This window comes from Aeromonas sp. 55A, assembly GCF_051919665.1.
GTDB classification, from domain to species: domain Bacteria; phylum Pseudomonadota; class Gammaproteobacteria; order Enterobacterales; family Aeromonadaceae; genus Aeromonas; species Aeromonas veronii.
On the sequence record NZ_JBQBEH010000001.1, the window covers coordinates 61,272 to 81,267 of the forward strand.

Sequence of the window (19,996 nt, forward strand, 5' to 3'; positions counted from 1 at the left end):
CAACACCATCTGATTTGCGCCCTTAGCCGAGGAATTTATGAAATGGTCAAACAAACCGATTAATTCTGCACTTTTTCATCACCCCTCAGGGGTGTAGATTGGTTGGGGGGCAAACGTTGCCCCCTCTCTTTTTTCATGACCCCTCGAGGTATCACGGAAAACACGTTTTTCGCCGATATCGCGGGTGGCCTGAGCCAATCAGGAGTATTCATGTCCGATCTGACCCTCTATTTCGCTCCCGGCACCTGTGCCATGGCCGTGCAGATTGCCCTGCTGGAAGCGAATGCCCCGTTCCAACCCCGTCTCGTCAACCTCGCCGCAGGGGAGCAGCGTGACCCTGCGTATCTTGCCATCAACCCCAAAGGGCGGGTGCCTGCCCTTGTCACCGCTCAGGGCACCCTGACCGAGACCCCTGCCCTGCTGCTTTATGTGGCGCAGCGCTTCCCCGATGCCAAGCTGGCGCCGCTGGACAATCCGTTCCAGCTGGCCCGCATACAGGAGGTCAACAGCTTCCTCGCCTCCACCGTGCATGTCTCCCACGCCCACGCTCGCCGTGGCAGCCGTTGGGCCGATGACGAGCAGGCCATTGCCGCCATGCAGCAGAAAGTCGCCAGCAATATGCGCGATGGCTTTGCCCAGATTGAGCAGCACTATCTGGCAGGCCCCTGGGTGCTGGGCGAGCAGTTCAGCGTGGCGGATATCTATCTGTTCGTGGTCGCGGGCTGGCTGAAAAGCGATGGGGTCGAGATCAGTGAATTCCCCAAGGTTGCCGAGCATTATCAGCGCATGCTGAGCCGTCCGGCGGTAGCCAAGGCACTGGCCAACTAACCATAAAATCAATAGCTCGATGAATAACAAGGGTGTCAGGGCTCTGCTGACACCCTTCCTGCCTCCTCCCCTGCACTTCTTCTCCCGCCTTTGAGATCGTTTTCACATTTCCGTGGTTTTGCCGTGGCCCTTCCTTAGTAAAAAGCCTATCTTTGCGCCATGACGCAACCGGTTGCGTAACCGGTTGCCTAGCGGTTCACAGATTGACGGGCCAAAGCCTGATGAGGTGCTGTATGAAACGAGGCGTACTGCTCAATGCTCCCCTGAGTGCTCTGGTGGCACAGATGGGCCACACCGACGAGATCACCGTCTGCGATGCAGGCTTGCCCATTCCGGCAGGTCCGGAGCGGATCGATCTGGCGCTGATGGCGGGGACACCCAGCCTTGAAACCGTGCTGACCGCCCTGCTTACCGATCTGGTGGTGGAGAAGGTGATCATGGCAACCGAGATCAAGCAGATCAGCCCCGCCGCCCATCAGGCGCTGGTCGATCAGCTTGAAGCGCACGCAGCCGCCCAGGGCAAGCCCATCGCCATCGAATACTGCCTGCATGAGGAGTTCAAAACCCGCTCCCGCCAGAGCAAGGCGATCGTGCGCAGCGGCGAGGTGACTCCCTACGCCAACCTGATCCTCTGCGCCGGTGTGGCGTTCTGACATTCTTCAAAGAAGGCCTCTTCAAGGAAGCTGCAAATGAGCACAACCTCCCCCTTCTCACCCATTCTGGAGCTGACCGGGATCGTCAAGACCTTCCCCGGTGTGCGCGCCCTCGACGAAGCGGGTCTGCGGGTCTATCCGGGCCAGGTGATGGCCCTGCTCGGTGAAAATGGCGCCGGCAAATCCACCCTGATGAAGGTGCTGACCGGCATCTATCAGGCCGATGCGGGCAGTGTCAGCTACCGCGGTCAACCGGTTCACTTCAAGGGCCCCCGCGACTCTCAGGATCAGGGGATCAGCATCATCCATCAGGAGCTGAACCTGCTGCCGGAGTTGTCGATTGCCGCCAACATCTTCCTCGGTCGCGAGCCCCGTACCCGTTTTGGCAGCATCGACCAACAACAGCTGCGCGAACGGGCAAGCGGCCTGCTGGCACGACTTGGCGTCAAACACGGGCCGGATACCCGACTCGGGGATCTCTCCATCGGCGAACAGCAGATGGTGGAGATCGCCAAGGCGCTGTCGTTCGATGCCAGCGTCATCATCATGGACGAGCCGACCGATGCGTTGACCGATACCGAAACCGAACAGCTGTTCAAGGTTATCCGCGAGCTGCGTGAGCAAGGTTGCGGCATCGTCTATATCTCCCACCGCCTCAAGGAGATCTTCGAGATCTGCGATCGGGTCACTGTGCTGCGGGACGGCAAGTGGATCGGCGAGAAGGCGGTGAGCGATCTGGATGAAGACAAGATCATCGAGATGATGGTGGGCCGCCGGCTGGAAGAGCAGTACCCGCGCCTTGAGCGCGAGCTCGGCCCCGTCAGCCTGCAGGTGAAAGATCTGGCCGGTCCCGGCGTGCGCGGGGTGAGCTTCTCCCTGCGTCAGGGAGAAATTCTGGGCTTTAGCGGCCTGATGGGCTCCGGCCGCACCGAGCTGATGAAACTGATCTACGGCGCCAGCCCCATCAGCGCCGGTGAAGTGGCAGTGGACGGTCATGCTCTGGTGCCCAAAAGCCCGGCCGATGGGCTGGCCGCAGGCATCGCCTATATCTCCGAAGATCGCAAGGGGGATGGGCTGGTGCTGGAGCTGTCGGTGCGCGAAAACATGAGTCTGTGCGCCCTCGACGAGTTCATCAGCAACTGCAAGATCGACGGCAAGGCCGAGCGGCAGGCGGTGAGCGACTATGTGCGTCTGTTCAACATCAAGACCCCGAGTCAGGATCAGCTGATCAAGCTGCTCTCCGGCGGCAACCAGCAGAAGGTGGCCATCGCCAAGGGGCTGTTGACCCGGCCCAAGGTGCTGATCCTCGACGAGCCGACCCGCGGCGTCGACGTGGGGGCGAAAAAGGAAATTTATCAGCTGATCAACCAGTTCAAGAAGGAGGGGATGAGCATCATTCTGGTCTCCTCCGAGATGCCGGAAGTGCTCGGCATGAGTGATCGCATCATGGTGATGCACGAAGGGCGCATCAGCGCAGAGTTCAACACCCGCGATGCCAATCAGGAGAAGCTGATGGCGGCGGCAGTCGGTAAACAGTGGCAAGCAGAGCAAGAGGCATCCCAATGACAACCCAAACCCTTTCCCGCCGTGGCGTCATGAGCAAGGCGTGGTGGATCGAGAACAAATCCCTGGTCGCGCTGCTGGTCCTGATTGGTGTGGTCTCCTTCCTGAGCCCCAACTTCTTCACCGCCGACAACCTGCTCAACATCCTGCGCCAAACCTCGGTCAACGCCATCATGGCGGTCGGCATGACGCTGGTTATCCTCACCGCCGGTATCGATCTGTCGGTCGGCTCGGTACTGGCCCTGTGCGGTGCGCTGGCGGCGACCATGGTCGCCATGGAGCTGCCTATCTGGCTGGTGGTGCCCCTCACTCTGGGTGCCGGTGCCCTGCTGGGCGGCGTCAGCGGCCTCATCATTGCCAAGGGCAAGGTGCAGGCATTTATCGCCACCCTGGTCACCATGACAGCCCTGCGCGGCATCACCATGGTCTATACCGAGGGTCGTCCCATCTCCACCGGTTTCAGTGACGGCGCCGATCATTTCGCCTGGCTTGGTACCGGTTACCTGTTCGGTCTGCCGGTGCCCATCTGGCTGATGGCTATCGTCTTCCTGCTCGCCTGGTTCATGCTCAACCATACCCGTCTCGGTCGCTACATCTACGCGCTGGGTGGCAACGAATCGGCTACCCGCCTCTCCGGTATCAATGTGGATCGGGTGAAGCTGGCGGTGTATGGTCTGTGCGGCGCGCTCTCGGCACTGGCAGGGCTTATCGTTACCTCTCGCCTCTCCTCTGCCCAGCCGACGGCGGGCATGGGTTACGAGCTGGATGCCATCGCCGCCGTGGTGCTGGGTGGTACCAGCCTGATGGGCGGCAAGGGCCGCATCATGGGTACCCTGATCGGTGCCTTGATCATCGGCTTCCTGAATAACGCCCTCAACCTGCTCGACGTATCCTCCTATTACCAGATGATCGCCAAGGCCAGCGTGATCTTGCTTGCCGTGATGATCGATAACAAAAGCAATCGTTGATAAGACAAGCCACACACAAGGAATGAAATGATGAAAAAGCTCAATACCCTGCTCGCTGCCGCCATCATGTCCGTGCTGGGCACCGCCCAGGCCGCCGATCAAACCCTGGCCATGGTGGTCTCCACCCTCAACAACCCCTTCTTCGTCACCATGAAAGAGGGGGCCGAAGCAAAAGCCAAAGAGCTTGGCTACGAGTTGGTGGTACTGGATTCCCAGAATGACCCGGCCAAAGAGCTCTCCAACATGGAAGATCTCACCGTACGCAAGGTCGGCGCCATCCTGATCAACCCCACCGACTCCGAAGCGGTCGGCAACGCCATTCGTCTGGCCAACCGTGCCAGCATCCCGGTACTGACTCTGGACCGCGGCGCCGCGCAGGGTGAGGTCAAGGCTCACATTGCCTCCGACAACGTGGCGGGCGGCAAGCTGGCCGGTGACTTTATCACCGAGAAACTGGGCACAGGTGCCAAGGTGATCCAGCTGGAAGGGATTGCCGGTACCTCCGCCGCCCGCGACCGTGGCGAAGGTTTTGCCCTGGCCGTGGCGGCCAACAAGCTGCAGGCGCTGGCTTCCCAGCCTGCCGACTTTGACCGCACCAAGGGTCTGAACGTCATGGAAAACCTGCTGGCGGCCCACCCGACCGTTCAAGCAGTCTTTGCCCAGAACGACGAGATGGCGCTGGGTGCCATCCGCGCGGTACAAGCTGCCGGTAAAGAGGTAATGATCGTCGGCTTCGACGGCACTGACGATGGCAAAGCCGCCGTTGCCAAGGGTAAACTGGCCGCCACCGTGGCCCAGCAACCTGCCCTGATTGGTGCCATCGGCGTCGAGACTGCCGACAAGGTGCTCAAAGGCCAGCCGGTCGAGAAATCCATTCCGGTACCGCTGCAAGTGGTCAGCAAGTAAGTTCTCGAGGGGAGGTTCGCCTCCCCTTTCCCTCTCGTTCAGGTGCCTCCCGGCTTGAACTCACTCAGTCATCGTGTTCAAGCCAAGATGCATCAGGAGTAGTCAACATGAATCGTCTCGTCGTTCTGGGCAGTGTCAATGCAGACCACGTGCTGCGCGTTCCCCACTTTCCTCGCCCGGGTGAAACCCTGACCGGTCACAGCTATCAGGTGGTGCCCGGTGGCAAGGGGGCTAATCAGGCAGTTGCCGCCACCCGCCTTGGCGCCGCCGTCTCCTTTATCGCCCGCATCGGTGATGACGCCATCGGCCACCAGATGAAGAGCGGCTTTGCCAAAGACGGTATTGACGTCAGCGCCGTCGAGCTCGATCCCAAGCTCCCGACCGGTATCGCCATCATCTATGTGAGCGATGAGGGGGAGAACAGCATCGGCATCTCCGCCGAAGCGAACGGTGCCATCACCCCTGCTGTGGTGAAAAACCACGAAGCGATGATCGCCGACGCCCACACCCTGCTGTTGCAGCTGGAAGTGCCGCTCGAGAGCGTCCATGAGGCTGCACGGCTGGCTCGTGCCCATGGCACCCGGGTGGTGCTCAACCCCGCCCCTGCCCGCCCGCTCTCAAGCGAACTGCTGGCACTGGTCGACCTTATCACCCCCAACCAGACCGAAGCGGAGCTGTTGACCGGCGTCAAAGTCACCGACGAAACGAGTGCCCGCGAGGCGGCCGCCCGCTTCCACCAGATGGGCATTGCGGATGTGATGATCACCCTGGGCGCACAAGGGGTCTATTGCAGCAACGCCCAGCAGCAACAGCTGATCCCGGGCTTTCGGGTCAAGGCGGTGGATACCACTGCCGCGGGCGATACTTTCAACGGTGCCCTGCTGGCGGCGGAACTGGCGGGTGCCGATTTCCACAGCGCGGTGCGCTTTGCCCACGGGGCGGCGGCGCTCTCCGTCACCCGGTTCGGTGCCCAGAGTTCCATCCCGAGCAAGCAGGAGGTCGACACCTTCCTGCTTGAGCAGACTGCGCAGGGGCACTGATGGCCAATATCAAGGAGGTGGCGGCGCTGGCGGGGGTGTCGACCACCACCGTCTCCCACGTCATCAACGAGACCCGCTTCGTCGCCAAGGAGACCCGCGAGCGGGTCTTTACGGCCATGCGCGATCTCAACTATGCCCCGAGTCTGGTGGCCCGCAGCCTCAAGGTGAAGGAGACCAACAGTATCGGCATGCTGGTCACCACCTCCAGCAACCCCTTCTTTGCCGAGGTGGTGCGCGGGGTGGAGCGTTACTGCTTCGAGCAGGGCTACAACCTGATGCTGGGCAACACCGAGGGGCAAGCCGAGACGGCTCTCTCCTACCTCAAGATGATGCTGCGCAAGCGGGTCGATGGCCTGCTGATCATGTGTAGCGAAGGCCAACAAGAGGTGTTCAACCAGCTCGACTGGCTCAAGAGCCTGCCGGTGGTGGTGATGGATTGGGGGCTGGTCAGCGAAGATGTGGATCTTATCGCCGACAACTCCTTCCACGGCGGTTATCTCGCAACCCGCCATCTGATTGAGCTGGGCCATACCGCCATCGGCTGCATCACAGGCCCCCACAGCCGCGCCCCCGCCAACCAGCGCCAAGCTGGCTTTGAGCAGGCGTTGCAGGAGGCAGGTCTCACGCTCAATCAAGAGTGGATCCAGGAGGGTGATTTTGACTGCGCCAGCGGCCATCAGGCGATGACTCGTCTGCTGGCGCTGCCCGAACGCCCCACAGCCCTCTTTGTCTGTAACGACATGATGGCGATGGGAGCCATCAGTGCCGCCCATCAGGCGGGGCTGGTGATCCCGCGGGATATCTCCATCGTTGGCTATGACAATGTGGCACTGGCAGAATTTATGTCGCCGCCGCTCACCACCGTCAACCAGCCCAAAGAGGAGCTGGGGCGCCTCGCCGTCACCCGCCTGTTGGCGCGGATCAACGGCGAAGTGGTGGAGAACCACCTGATCACCGTCGATCCGGACCTGGTGATCAGGCAATCCTGCGCCCCTCGCCCCTGACGTTCAGGGGCAATAAACGAAACAAGGCGACCCCGAGGTCGCCTTGTTTCGTTTTATCTCTGCCGTACAATACCGCTTTTTGCCCTCAGGCCAGCGACCGGGTCTCCCTGGCTGCAAGCACTTGCAGTGGCACCAGCCCCAATCGTCTGGCCAGAGGTTGCAACAACTCGCCATCTTCATCACCCTGCGGCAACCAGTAGCGGACAGGCCAGCCGGCTGCCAGCTGCGCCGCGGTGGTGCTGCCAATCTCTCTGAGCGCCAGAGTGCAACCCTGCTGCCGCAATCCCGCCAGCAAGACACCATCCGGCTGCAGCGTCGGTATCAGCAACACTAGCGGCGTGCAGGAAGCCCCCGGCAGATAGGCCAGTAAATGGGTCAGTTGGGCCTGGTTGTCGAGCGGGACCAGTAGTGCTCGACCATCGGCATACTGCGTCTCGTGCGTTTGCAGCACCCGGGCCAACACGGGCCCCAGCACACCGCACTCCTGCAGCCAGCGCATATGGCATGGGACTCCCTGCTCACGCCACTCAAGCGCCAATTGCCACAGCTCGTTGCCCTGCCCGTCCGTCAGCGCCTGCAATGCCACTCGCAGCGGGGCTGGCTCGCGCCCCGCCAACCACTCTCGCAGCTGATGAAGCTGCTGCTGACTCAACTGCAACTGCTGCAGCATGGCAGGCTCAAACCAGCTGATCGCCCCCTCCTGGCTACGTTTGGCCTGGTTAAGGGCCAGGATGGCCTGATCCAGCAACCGGGCGGCATCCTGTTGCTGCGCCTTGGCGACCCCGAGCCGACAGGCCAGATCGAAGCTGCACTCCCGGGTCACGAACTCGAAATGGAGCAGATCCACCAGCTCATGAATGGCGGTTTCCAGCGCATCATCTGCCTTGGTCAGCACCACGGCAAATTCGTCACCACCGAGGCGGTAAGCGTGACTGCCATGGGCCTGCTGCAGCTTGTTGGCCACCATCTGCAACAACCGATCACCGACCTGATAACCCAGCAGATCATTGACCTGCTTGAAGCGCTTGAGATCGAGCACCACCAGGGCGCTCACATCATCGGCATGCAGAGCGCGAGAGAGCTGCTCCTGCAGGGCACGGCGGTTGCCAAGCTGGGTCAGGGGATCGAGCAGGGCAAGCCGACGGTTCGCCAGATTGGCGCGAATAAGGGCAGCGACCAGAGCGCCGCCAGTCAGCAACAGGATCAGTTGCCAGATCTGCAGCCAGAACAGGCTGTTGCGGATTTGGCTGACCGAATGCTCTCGCTCCTGGCCGGAGAGGATCTGATCCCCTATCTGTTCGACGAGACGGGTCTGGCTGGCGATCGCCTTCTGCAAGCGGGCAAGCTCAGCCCCCTCGCGCAGCGCACCGGCCTCCATCTGGGGTTCGAGCTGCTTGATCTGCTTGAACAGGGTGGCCAGCACCTTACCGAGCCCGTGCCGCTGGCGCATCTCGGCGGTCTCACTGCTGATAAGGAAGATGTCGAGCCGGTTCCACAGCAGATCGTAATCAAGGCTCAGGGTCTCCATCGACAGTCTGCCAGCCCGGTAGAGCTGCAGGTCGTAGAGGAAACGCTGGGATTCGAGCATTACCTGGCTGATGTTCCAGTGAACATTGCGGTAGAAAGTATCGACCAGCTGCTCCTGCCGATACTGCAGATAGAGGCTGCTGCCGGACGAGAGCAGAAACAGCAGCGACACCGCAACCAACAGCAGATTTTGGCGGGATAGCCCCATCAATCGACGATCTCGATGCGGGTCACCTGCCACACCATGCAGTTGTGAATGGCAGGGACGTCCAGCTTGGGATAGGTGGTGAACGGGATGAGCAGCCAGAGCGGCCCCTTGTTGCGCCGGGTCAGCGGTTTGCCGTCCTCCTGACGCACCAATGTCAGCGGCACGCCGTCGAACAGGGCCAGATCCACCACCTGCTGATAGCCGTTGAGGGCCGAAATGGCGATCTTGCGAGCATCCGGGATCCCTTGCGCCGCCAGCACGGCTGACAAGGTCGGCCCGCGATAGTGGTGGGTGCCCTGAGTCCAGGGGGTAGTCGTAGTGAATTCGGTCTGTGGCAAGGCGGAGAGGGCCGCATCATCGAGGGTCACCTGCTGGCCATCTGGCAGTACCAGAGTCATCAGGGGGATGGAGGCCGATGCGCTGGCACTGGCCAGCATCAGGAGAAAAAAAGCGATCCATTGCTTTACTGCGGTCATGGTAATTTGCGCCAACTGCGTCCCATTTTTTAAATGGTTGCCAGTGTGGCGATTTCACCGAACCATTGCAACTGTCCCGTCGCACAGTAGCTCAGGGACCACGCATCTCCATCCAGTTGTGCCCCTCGACTTGCCTCGGTTGATGAATGCCGCACGCCTCCAGCAACTCATCGACATAGGCGGGCACCAGCAGGGAGGCTGGGCCATAGCGTTTCTCGTCAAACTGGCTGCCCACCTCGCTCGGCTCGAGATTGAGCTCGATGGTGTGCGCCCCGTTCAATCCCGCTTCATGGACAAACCCGGCGGCTGGATAGACGGCGCCAGAGGTGCCGATGGAGATAAAGAGATCGCACTGGGCCAGCGCACTATAGATGCGATCCAGCCCGAGCGGCATTTCGCCAAACCAGACCACATGGGGACGCATCGGCTGAGGGAACTGGCAGCAGGAGCAGAGCTCGTCCTGATGGAGATCGCCGCGCCACTCGATCACCTGACCGGACTCTGGGCAGCGAGCCTTGAGCAGCTCCCCGTGCATATGGATAAGGTTCTTGCTGCCTGCGCTCTCGTGCAGATTGTCGATGTTCTGGGTGACCAGGGTGACCGTACCGGGCAGCAGTCGCTCGAGGCGGGCCAACGCATAGTGGGCCGGATTGGGATGAACCTGGGGCTGTTGCAGCTGTTTGCGGCGGGAGTTGTAAAAGCGCAGCACCAGTTCGGGATCCCGGGCATACCCCTCGGGGGTCGCCACGTCCTCGACCTTGTGCTCTTCCCACAAACCGTCGCAGGCACGAAAAGTCTTGATGCCGGATTCGGCAGAGATCCCCGCGCCGGTCAGGATCACGATATGTTTATATGACTGCGCCATAAGCTGCTCCGTCTATCCCCGCACAATAAATGTGACCTTAGCACAGGGAAAATAGTGTCACTATTCGCCCTTGGTCTTAAGCGGCGCCGCTGGCGGTGCGGGTAACCAGGCATCCAGTACCGACAGATCCAGCCTGACAAAGACCATCTCCCGCCCGGTCACCAGGGTCAGCGGCAAACCAAGGCGCTTGAGCAGGGTCAGCATGGGCCGGTTCTGGGCCAACACTTCCGCCGTCCATTCCCGGATCCCGTCCGCCCTGGCCAGCAGTGCCAGCGCCAGCAGAATGCGCCGCCCCGCCCCCTTGTGCTGAAAGTGATCCGCCACGATGCAAGAAAACTCCGCCCGATCGGGATGAAGGCGGCGGCGGATTGATTGCGCCTGAGCCAGCGGCTCACCGGCCAGATCGGTCAGCAACAGCGAGATCTGTTGTTCGGAATGGTAATTGAGAAATTGGGCCACCTGTTCCGGTGGCGGTGTCCGTTTCGGACGCATAAAACGCAGATAGATGCTCTCTTCACTCAATGCATCGTAAGCAGCCAGCATGCGGGCAGGCGCCACCCCATGCAGCTCGCGCAGCAGGCAAGGCACCCCGGAGACCTGCATCGCCAGTGGCAGCGCGGCCCGGGAAACCGGATGGGGCCAGCCATCCAGCCCTTTGCCAAGGCGCTCCCGGTGCATGGGCCAGCAGAGGTAGCGCGGCATGGCTTACCAGCGCCCCGTCATACCGCGCTCTCGCCACACCTCGACGTCGAGCAGATTGTAAGGATCATCCAGATAGACGGCGATCCCCAGCTCTCGAACCCGGGCCATAAAGCGTCCAAGCAGGGAGTCACCGGTCAAGGACTCCATCTCCGGCAAGATCCCCTGCCCCAGCAGCAAGGCTTGCAGCGGCAAACGCTCCAGCAGATCGAATGGCAGATGCTGGCTGTTATCGAGCAGCAGCGCCAGCTTGCTCCCCGCCAGACTGGCTTGCAGCACCAGTGCGAAGCGATCGGCATTGCCGAGCAGGTGGTCTCGACGGTGGATAAGCAGGGTCAGTTCGGCTGGGGTACGCGACTGCTCCGTCAGCCAATCCTTGAGCGCCTCCCAGCGGCTGGGCAAACCCGTCACCGCCAGCCAGACCGGATGAGGGGTCGCGGGACTGGAGAGCAGCCCAAGCTGACCCTGCACCTCCCCCTGCCACCGGCGGATGGAGCGGCGCTGGCCGCTCAAGCGCTGCTGACGCAGCGGGCCCAGATAGAGTCGACGCAGCAACCTGAGCAGCTCGTCGCAATCAAGCGGCTTGGCCAGTGCAGCCAGAATGTTGAAACCGGCATCGTGCAGCAGGCGGCGGGCACCGTCGATCAGCGTCTGCTCATGGGCCGAGAGCAGCACGATGGGCAGCCCGGCCTCCTGCAACTGGGGCTGGTTCATCAGCAGACTGATGGCATCTTGCTCCACCAGACTGAGATCGCACACCAGCAGGCTGATGTCGCCCGCCGACAATGCCGCAAGACAGGCCGATTCATCCTGTACCCACTGACAGGAGAGCCCCAACCCGGCGATGGTCTGTTGCAGTTGCATCCCCTGAAACGGGTGATCCTCGAGCAGCAGCACCTTGTTAGCGGCCAGCCAGTTGCACCAGTTACGGTAACTGGCGGCAAGCCCCCCCAGCCAATCCTCGCTAATAGCGTAAATTCCCTCATGCTGCTGCAACTGGGGGAAGTAGTCCGCCTGCTGATGAGCGGCGGGGTCGTAAAGGGCAATGGCGCCGGCCGCAAACAACCCTTCCCACTGCCAGCAGGCATCCGGTCGGGTACGGTGCAGCGTGACATAGGAGGGCAATGTCATGGTGCTGGCCAACTCATGGGCGGTGCTGTCGAGGGCATAAAGCACAATGGGGCAAAATCCTGCCGCCTCATGCTCTTCCGAATCGAGCAACGCCAGTAATTCTTCATCAGTGATGATCATCTTGAGCCCTCTTTGAAAACTGCTGGCTGAACTCATCCAGTGCCCGGTTCAATCTGGCTTGCAGCATCGGATGGGGCGCCTGTTGCCACTCTTCAATGACCGCAACCAACGCAGTCGCCCCCACCATTCTGGCGGCCCCCTTCAACTTGTGTAAAGCAGCATTCACGCCAACTTCATCTTCTTCTGTGCTGCAGCGCTCAAGTTCGGCCAAATCATCACGGGTAGCCTTCAGATAAAGGGCGGCCAGTTCATCGGTCAGCAGCGAGGCAACCGGTGTCGGGGCGACAACATTGCTCCCCTCTTTGGCAATATGGCGCAGCAAGGTCGCCAGCTCCTTGAGGGCGACCGGCTTGTCCAGATGGCCATCGCAACCGCAGGATTGCAGTTCCCTTGCCGCCTGATCACTGAGATCTGCGGTGATCACATAGACCGGCAGACGGGCCCAACGGGCGGATTGGCGCAATTGCCTGCACAGCTCGGCTCCGTTCATCACCGGCATCTGCAGATCGGTCAGCACAAAATCCACCTCCTGCTGCGCCAGCATCTCCAGCGCCAGCTGCCCGTTGGCGGCAGTGATAACGCTGGCACCAAGTTGCCCCAGTTGCAGGCTGATCAGCTCGCGATTGACATCGTGATCTTCAACCAGCAGTACCCGCATGCCGAGCCCGGGCTGGGTGCCTGCGACCGGTTGATCCGGGGTCAGCCGTGGCTGCAGCAGGGTGATGATGGTCCCGGGCACCCAGGACTCCCCTTGCCAGGCCCAATAGTAGAGCCCCTTCTCATCCACCTCCGCTTGCAGCGTATCAACGGCGTTGCTGACGGTGGCGATCCCCAAGCGACTGAGCCAGGGCGACAGTGCTTGCGCCTCATCGTGAGGTAAAGAGAGTGCCAGCTGCCGCACATTGGGCTGCCAGTCCGGCGCCTGCTGCACCCGCTTCAGGGGCAACTCGCAATAGAAGCGGCTACCGCCTCCGACGCGTCCCTCGACATCGATAAGCCCCCCCATCTGCTCGATCAACTGCTTGCAGATCGCCAGACCAAGACCGGTGCCCGGCGCCCGCAGTTGCCCTTCAACGGCAAACTGCTCGAACGGCATAAAGAGCGTGGTGCGCATCTTGGCGGTGATCCCCGGCCCCTGATCATCCACACCGAAGCGCAAGGTCGATGCGACCACCTCGGCCCAGAGCACCACTTCCCCACGCAGGCTGAACTTGATGGCATTGGAGAGCAGGTTGTGGAGCACTTGCCGTACCCGGTGAGGGTCGAGGGTCTGCAGGGCTGGCAGAGCTGGATCCAACTTAAGGCGCAGTTGCAATCCCTTGGCCCGCGCCTTGGTCCAGTGCACTGCCGCCACGTGCTCGCACAGCTCGGCAAAATCGGTGGGTTGCGGCGAGAGGGAGAGTTTGCTGTTTTCGTTGCGGCTAAAGTCGAGCACATCGTTGAGCAGGCCGAGCAGCTCATCCCCCGCCTGACGCACCCGCGCCAGCGCAGAGTCTTGCTCTTTCGACAAAGGAGTGCTGGCCAGCCACTCCAGCAAGCCGAGCATGGCGTTCATCGGCGTGCGGATCTCGTGGCTGATGGCGGCCAGAAAGCGCCCCTTGGCCAGAACTGCCTGTTGCGCCTGCTCATGGGAGTGCTGCAGTGCCTGATCCTGCTCGACCCGGGCAGTGGCATCCTGCATCACCGCATAAATTCGCCAACCCTGTGTTTGACTGCGGCCACGGCCATAGAGCTGCAACCAGCGCAGACCCTTGGTCGGATGGTGGTAGCGCATGGTGAATGCGAAGGGTTTGCCAGCCTGCAACATGGCGAACATCTCACGGCTTACCCGGCGGCGATCCTCGCGCTCCAGCATAGTGAGCACCCGTTTGGGCTCACGACGGATCTGCTGACTCGCCAGCCCCAGCAGCTCGTAACAGCCCCGGCTGATAAACTCGATCCCCCCTACCCGTCCCCGCTCGAACATAAACTGCAGCACCACGCCGGGAACGGTATTGGTCAGGGCGCGCAGGCGGCGCTCTGCCTGACGCAGAAAACGGGCCTGCTCACGCAGCACACTGATATCCGACAGGGCGATAAGATCGGTGGCGGGTGCTTGCTTGTCCAGCCGCAGCGGATGCTGGGCATAGGCGAAGACCTGATCCCCCAGCACCAGCTCCCCTTCGCTCTTTTGCGGCTGTACCGGCGGCAGCATCAACTGCTGCGAATAGCGCAGGGCCAGACGTCGCCCCTGTTTATTGGATTTGATCACCTTGCCCTGGCTATTGCGCAGATAGACGGGCACCGGCAACGCCTGAAACATGGTTTCCCGCAGCTCGCTCTCGATGGCCAGCGCCTTCTCGGCGGCGTGACGCTGGGCCACTTCCCGTGCCAGTTGCTGGCGAGAGCGCCAGATCCCGCCGATGACAATGCCGCTGATCAGCAGTGCCATGGCAATGGAGCCAAACCAGGCGGCGTAGCTCACGCCGGGCTGCTGCACGACGAGCAAGCGGCGCCAACGCTGGTTAAGTTCGTCAATCTGGGTGCTGGTCAGCGCCATCAGGTTGCGATCCATCACCCCGGCCAGTTCGGTCTGACTCTTGTTGATGGCAAAGCCAAGACTGAAGCGATCTTCCAGCTCCTCGATATCGAGCCCTTCCAGCAAGTTGGTACGCTGGGGATATTGCAGCTGATATAGCTCGCTCAGCATGGCGTCAGCCTTGCCCTGTTTGATCCCTGCAAGCCCCTGCTCGAGGCCGTCGGTGCGAAGCCACTCCTGATCACCGAGCAGGGCGAGCAAGGAGGGATCGTAGAGGGATTCCGGCACCAGAATACGTTGGCGCTTGAGTTGGGTGATGCGATCGGCAGCCAGCTTGCGCTTGCTGATCAAGGCAAAGCGGTTGGTTGAGATCGTCCGACTGAAAATGAACTGATCCGTCAATGCCGGGGATTCCGGCAAGCCGGCCATCATATCCGCCTCACCACGGCGCAGCTTTTCTACGGCCTCCGCCTTGCTGGCGGCAGGCACCAGCTTGTATTTCAGGCCGGTCTCCTGGGTGACCCAGCGCAGCACATCCGCGCTCCACCCTTTCGCCTCCCCCAGATCATTGACGCCGCTATAGGGCATCAACTCGGGATTGACCACCAGGCGAATGGTGCGACCGCGGCCGGATAACCAGGCCTGCTCGGTATCGCTGAAGTGGGGCTGGTTGACATATAGCGACCCCTGATCGAGATAACGGGCCAGATCGGTATAGATAGTACCGGCCGGCATATGACGGATCAGGGTGTCCACCAGATTGGCCAACTCCGGCTGATCACGCATCATCAGGCGATAGCTGATGATCCGATCCTCACCAAACAGGCGGCGCAGGCGCAAACCATCGGCAGGAAACTCGCGCATCAGATAGCGCAGTTGCAGATAGTCCCCCAGATAGGCATCACCCTTGCCACTCTGCAGCGCGTCGTAGACCTTCTCTCCGCTTTTTAGGGAAATAATGCGTGCCTGAGGATAGAGCTCGTGCAACAGGCGGGCAGAGTCTGCCACCGAGTAGACCAGAAAGCGGGCCTGTTTGAGATTTTCACCCTTGTAGAGGATGGCGGCATCGGTCTCCATCATCGGACGACTTAACCGCATGCCCTCCACGGCCTTCTTGCGGGTTCCGACATAGGGAATGATGTCGCATTCCCCCTCTGCGAGCCCGTTGCGCAATGTCTGCCAATCGGGCAGCTCTTTGAGCACAAGCGGAATCGGGAACAGCTCCTGCAACCGGGCGAGGCGATCCTTGAGCAGTCCCCCCTCGGCCATCAGGTATGGTGGAGGAAGCGTCGCAGGATAGCAGAGCGAAAGCTGACTCAGTGAATTTACATAAGCTTGGGTCGCCGGCGCCAACGGCAGCACTGTGGTCTGCAAAGACTTGGCATGCAATGGCAGTGCCAGCACGGCACCCAGAAGAAAAACGGGGAATTTGGTCATCTGAAAACAAAAGCCAGGCATCTGCCTGGCTTTTTATCACTCGTTGGGTTCAACATTTTCTACCCTGGCCTTGAGCTTCTGGCCAGGCCGGAAGGTCACCACGCGGCGGGCGCTGATAGGAATATCCTCGCCCGTCTTGGGGTTGCGTCCGGGACGCTGATTCTTCTCACGAAGGTCAAAGTTACCGAAGCCTGAAATCTTGACTTGTTCACCACGCTCAAGCGCCTGTCGGATTTCCTCAAAGAAGGCTTCCACCATATCTTTGGCTTCACGCTTGCTCATCCCGAGCTGGGTGAACAGGTGCTCTGCAATGTCGGCTTTGGTAAGCGCCATAGATCAATCCCTCAAGGATGCATTCAACTCTTCACCAAGGGCCCGCACGACATTGTCTACGGTCTCGGCAATCTCTTTCTCCTCCAGGGTGCGCTGGGTATCTTGCAATACAAGACTGATGGCCAGGCTCTTCTTGTCCTCTGCCATACCAGCACCCTGGTATACGTCAAACAAGTTTATTCCAACTACCTGATTTCCGCCAACTTTTTTAATTACCGCAAGCACATCACCTGCCAGAACCTGACGATCGACCACGACGGCGATGTCGCGACGGTTCGCCGGGAACTTGGAAACCTCGGCTGCAACCGGCACCTTGGCCGGGGTCAGCTTGTCCAGCTCCAGCTCAAACATCACCGCACGGCTCTTGAGGCCCAGCTTCTTCTCGAGGCTCGGGTGGATCACGCCGATGTGGCCGATGATCTCGCCATTGCGCAGGATGGCTGCGCTCTGGCCCGGGTGCAGGGCGCTGTGCTCGGTGCGCTCGAAGGTAAAGGTGGCCCCTTCGGCGGTCAAGTCCAGCACCGCTTCCAGATCCCCTTTCAAATCAAAGAAGTCGGCTGCGCGGGTTTTGATGTCCCAGTGCTCGTCGCTCTGGTTGCCAGTGATGATACCGGCCAGCATCGGCTCCTGACGGATGCCGTTTTCGGCGCTTTCATCCTTGATGAAACGCAGACCCTGTTCAAACAGACGCACACGCGGCTGCTGACGGTTCTGGTTGTAAACCACGGCCTGCACCAGACCCGGGAACAGAGACACACGCATGGCGGACATCTCGACCGAGATCGGGTTCGGCAGCACGATGGCATCGCTCTGCGGGAACAGGGTTTGCTGGGTCTTGGGATCGACGAAGCTGTAGGTGATCGCTTCCTGGAAACCGCGGTCAACCAGCAGGTCGCGCACACGCTTCAGGGTCACCTGCCCTTCTGCCTGCTCCACCATCGCCAAGGAGGCAGCGGGTTTCAGGTTCGGGATGTTGTTGTAGCCGTAGATGCGAGCCACTTCCTCGATGAGGTCTTCCTCGATGGCGATATCGAAACGCCAGGATGGTGCCAGCGCAGTCCAACCGTCAGCATCCACAGTAACCTGCACGCCGAGGCGAGTCAGGATCTCGACCACCTGAGCGTCAGCCACGCTGATACCGATCACCTTGTCGAGCTTGCTGCGACGCAGCTTGATGGGTGCCGCTTTCGGCAGATGGGCATCGGATTTGACCTCGATGACCGGACCCGCTTCGCCGCCGCAGATATCCAGCAGCAGGCGAGTTGCACGGTCCATCACCTTGGCTTGCAGCTCCGGATCAACCCCTCGCTCGAAGCGATGGGAAGAGTCGGTGTGCAGACCGTAAGCACGGGCACGGCCGGTGATGGAGAGCGGCGCGAAGAAGGCGCACTCCAGCAGGATATCGGTAGTGGTCTCGGATACACCGGTGCGGTTGCCACCGAAGATACCGGCCATGCAGGCAGGACCTTTGGCATCGGCAATCACCAGGGTGGTCTCTTTGAGCTTCACTTCGTTGCCGTCGAGCAGGGTCATCGGCTCGTCAGCGTGGGCGCGACGCACCACCAGTTCCCCTTCCAGGGTAGCCAGATCGAAGGCGTGCATCGGCTGACCGTATTCCAGCAGCAGATAGTTGGTGATGTCGACGATGGCGTCGATGGAGCGAATGCCGCCACGGCGCAGCTTCTCTTGCATCCAGAGCGGGCTCTGGGCCTGCAAGTTCAGCCCCTTGATGACGCGGCCCAGATAACGGGGGCAATCAGCTGGTGCTTCAACCCGGATCGGGAAAGTTGCATCAATGGTGGCAACAGCTGGTGCCCAAGTCGGCTCGACCACGTCGACGCTGTTGAGCACGCCGATTTCACGGGCCAGACCCGCGATACCGAGGCAATCGGCACGGTTCGGAGTCAGATCCACGTCGATGGAGACGTCGTTCAGATTGAGGTAGTCACGAATATCGGTACCGATGGGGGCATCGGCCGGCAGCTCGATGATGCCATCGGCTTCAACGTCGATACCCAGCTCGCTGAAAGAGCAGAGCATGCCGTGGGACGGCTGGCCACGCAGTTTGGCTTTCTTGATGGTGAAATCACCCGGCAGGGTCGCCCCTACTTTGGCCACGCACACTTTCAAGCCCTGACGGCAGTTCGGCGCGCCACAGACGATGTCCAGCAGCTCGGCTTCACCCACGTTGACCTTGGTCACCCGCAGCTTGTCGGCGTCCGGGTGCTGGGCGCACTCGACCACTTCACCCACCACCACATTGTTGAACTGGCCGGCAACCGCTTCCACGGCGTCCACTTCCAGACCGGCCATGGTGATCTGCTCGGCCAGTGCATTGTCACTCAACTCGGTGTGGACCCACTCCATCACCCAGGATTTACTGAATTTCATGTTCTCTCGCCCTTACTTGAACTGCTTGAGGAAGCGCAGGTCGTTTTCGAAGAAGGCACGCAGGTCGTTGACCCCGTAACGCAGCATGGTCAGGCGCTCAACGCCCATGCCGAAGGCAAAGCCGGAGTATTTTTCCGGATCGATGCCGACCGAACGCAGTACGTTCGGGTGCACCATGCCGCAGCCCAGCACTTCCAGCCACTTGCCATTCTTGCCCATCACGTCGACTTCGGCGCTCGGCTCGGTGAACGGGAAATAGGAAGGACGGAAGCGAATGGTCAGGTCTTCCTCGAAGTAGTTGCGCAGGAAGTCGTGCAGGATGCCCTTCAGCTCGGTAAAGCTGGCATGCTCGTCAACCAGCAGACCTTCAACCTGATGGAACATCGGGGTGTGGGTCATGTCGTAGTCGTTACGATAGACGCGGCCCGGTGCAATGATGCGGATCGGCGGCTGCTGATGTTCCATGGTGCGGATCTGCACGCCCGAGGTGTGGGTACGCAGCATCAGATCAGGATTGAAGTAGAAGGTATCGTGATCGGTACGCGCCGGGTGATGAGCCGGAATATTCAGCGCATCGAAGTTGTGGAAGCCATCTTCAATCTCGGGACCACGGGCAACCTTGAAGCCCATCTCGCCAAACAGGCGCTCAATGCGCTCGATGGTGCGGGTTACAGGATGCAGACCGCCATTCTCGATGCGACGGCCCGGCAGGCTGACGTCGATGGTCTCGGCAGCCAGCTTCTGGTTCAGCACGGCGACTTCGAGCGCTTCACGACGCTCGTTCAGCGCATCCTGAACCTGCTGTTTGGCCTGGTTGATCACGGCGCCCGCGGCGGGACGCTCTTCGGCAGACAAGGCACCCAGGCCCTTCATCTGCTCGGTAAAAAAGCCCTTTTTACCCAGATATTTGACCCGGATTTCGTCGAGGGTAGCGATATCGCTCACGCCCTCAATTTCGGCTCTGGCTTGGCCGACTACTTCTTCAAGCTGTTGCATGTCTTCCTCGTCACCACTCCCGGTACAGGAGCCTTTAGGCTAAATAAGGTCAAGAGGGGAATAATACAAAAAAAGCCCCTTCGCTGACCATAGTTAAGGTGGGCTTTTCTCCCTACAAATCATTTTGTTATATCAAGCGAGTCTCATTGACTCACCGCCACTCCTGAAATATTAGAATAAACATCTAGTTTGTTGGCATATAAACCATTTGTAGAAAAGGTCATCTCGCACATATCGCTTTGTATGTAGAGAAATCTATAACTCGTGCAAAAAGCGAACAAAACGAGGATGAGAGAAAGGAAATAGTGATGCAAAACAGATGGTTATAGATAC

Annotated in this window: 16 protein-coding genes; 7 read left to right on the plus strand and 9 right to left on the minus strand. The window is 60.5% G+C overall.

The annotated features are described in order from the left end of the window. Positions 1–210: 210 nt before the first annotated feature. From ACTG2G_RS00285 to ACTG2G_RS00315, 7 genes are all read left to right on the plus strand, one after another. Positions 211–828: a glutathione S-transferase family protein gene (locus tag ACTG2G_RS00285; protein WP_429112465.1), complete on the plus strand. Its 618-nt coding sequence runs from the start codon at positions 211–213 to the stop codon at positions 826–828. A 233-nt stretch (positions 829–1,061) separates the two neighbouring features. Beyond that, a complete protein-coding gene (rbsD, locus tag ACTG2G_RS00290; protein WP_144713133.1) occupies positions 1,062–1,481 on the plus strand; it encodes a D-ribose pyranase in 420 nt (139 codons plus the stop codon). A 36-nt stretch (positions 1,482–1,517) separates the two neighbouring features. Beyond that, the gene (rbsA, locus tag ACTG2G_RS00295) at positions 1,518–3,047 is read left to right on the plus strand and encodes a ribose ABC transporter ATP-binding protein RbsA (RefSeq protein WP_439985001.1); all 1,530 of its coding nucleotides are present in this window, start codon (positions 1,518–1,520) and stop codon (positions 3,045–3,047) included. After that, positions 3,044–4,012: a ribose ABC transporter permease gene (rbsC, locus tag ACTG2G_RS00300; protein ID WP_005336670.1), complete on the plus strand. Its 969-nt coding sequence runs from the start codon at positions 3,044–3,046 to the stop codon at positions 4,010–4,012. Before rbsA ends, rbsC begins: the two co-directional genes overlap by 4 nt. Positions 4,013–4,042: 30 nt before the next feature. After that, positions 4,043–4,918: a ribose ABC transporter substrate-binding protein RbsB gene (rbsB, locus tag ACTG2G_RS00305; protein ID WP_439985131.1), complete on the plus strand. Its 876-nt coding sequence runs from the start codon at positions 4,043–4,045 to the stop codon at positions 4,916–4,918. Between the two features lie 107 nt (positions 4,919–5,025). Further along, positions 5,026–5,958, plus strand: a complete 933-nt coding sequence (rbsK, locus tag ACTG2G_RS00310; RefSeq protein WP_439985002.1) for a ribokinase — start codon at positions 5,026–5,028, stop codon at positions 5,956–5,958. Continuing rightward, positions 5,958–6,962 carry a substrate-binding domain-containing protein gene (locus tag ACTG2G_RS00315; protein WP_439985003.1) on the plus strand — a complete coding sequence of 335 codons (1,005 nt, stop codon included), beginning with the start codon at positions 5,958–5,960 and terminating at the stop codon, positions 6,960–6,962. Before rbsK ends, ACTG2G_RS00315 begins: the two co-directional genes overlap by 1 nt. Positions 6,963–7,047: 85 nt before the next feature. Here the strand turns inward: ACTG2G_RS00315 and ACTG2G_RS00320 are convergent, their stop codons facing one another. From ACTG2G_RS00320 to pheS, 9 genes are all read right to left on the minus strand, one after another. Next, positions 7,048–8,697: a diguanylate cyclase domain-containing protein gene (locus ACTG2G_RS00320; RefSeq protein WP_439985004.1), complete on the minus strand. Its 1,650-nt coding sequence runs from the start codon at positions 8,695–8,697 to the stop codon at positions 7,048–7,050. Continuing rightward, positions 8,697–9,173 (minus strand): hypothetical protein, encoded by a 477-nt coding sequence (locus tag ACTG2G_RS00325; protein ID WP_439985005.1) that lies wholly within the window; start codon positions 9,171–9,173, stop codon positions 8,697–8,699. The genes ACTG2G_RS00320 and ACTG2G_RS00325 overlap by 1 nt, the downstream gene beginning before the upstream one ends. A gap of 91 nt (positions 9,174–9,264) precedes the next feature. Further along, a complete protein-coding gene (cobB, locus tag ACTG2G_RS00330; protein ID WP_005351956.1) occupies positions 9,265–10,038 on the minus strand; it encodes a Sir2 family NAD+-dependent deacetylase in 774 nt (257 codons plus the stop codon). Between the two features lie 60 nt (positions 10,039–10,098). Further along, a complete protein-coding gene (locus tag ACTG2G_RS00335) occupies positions 10,099–10,740 on the minus strand; it encodes a GNAT family N-acetyltransferase (RefSeq protein ID WP_421388179.1) in 642 nt (213 codons plus the stop codon). 3 nt (positions 10,741–10,743) lie between these two features. Further along, positions 10,744–11,988 carry a response regulator gene (locus tag ACTG2G_RS00340; protein ID WP_115521451.1) on the minus strand — a complete coding sequence of 415 codons (1,245 nt, stop codon included), beginning with the start codon at positions 11,986–11,988 and terminating at the stop codon, positions 10,744–10,746. Beyond that, on the minus strand, positions 11,975–15,964 hold the full coding sequence (locus tag ACTG2G_RS00345; protein ID WP_429206143.1) for a response regulator: 3,990 nt from the start codon (positions 15,962–15,964) through the stop codon (positions 11,975–11,977). The genes ACTG2G_RS00340 and ACTG2G_RS00345 overlap by 14 nt, the downstream gene beginning before the upstream one ends. A gap of 15 nt (positions 15,965–15,979) precedes the next feature. After that, positions 15,980–16,276, minus strand: coding sequence for an integration host factor subunit alpha (ihfA, locus tag ACTG2G_RS00350; protein WP_005300715.1), 297 nt, complete (start codon positions 16,274–16,276; stop codon positions 15,980–15,982). A gap of 3 nt (positions 16,277–16,279) precedes the next feature. Continuing rightward, the gene (gene pheT, locus ACTG2G_RS00355) at positions 16,280–18,667 is read right to left on the minus strand and encodes a phenylalanine--tRNA ligase subunit beta (RefSeq protein WP_421388174.1); all 2,388 of its coding nucleotides are present in this window, start codon (positions 18,665–18,667) and stop codon (positions 16,280–16,282) included. Positions 18,668–18,679: 12 nt separating this feature from the next. Further along, positions 18,680–19,663 (minus strand): phenylalanine--tRNA ligase subunit alpha, encoded by a 984-nt coding sequence (pheS, locus tag ACTG2G_RS00360; RefSeq protein ID WP_005336686.1) that lies wholly within the window; start codon positions 19,661–19,663, stop codon positions 18,680–18,682. Positions 19,664–19,996: the final 333 nt, after the last annotated feature.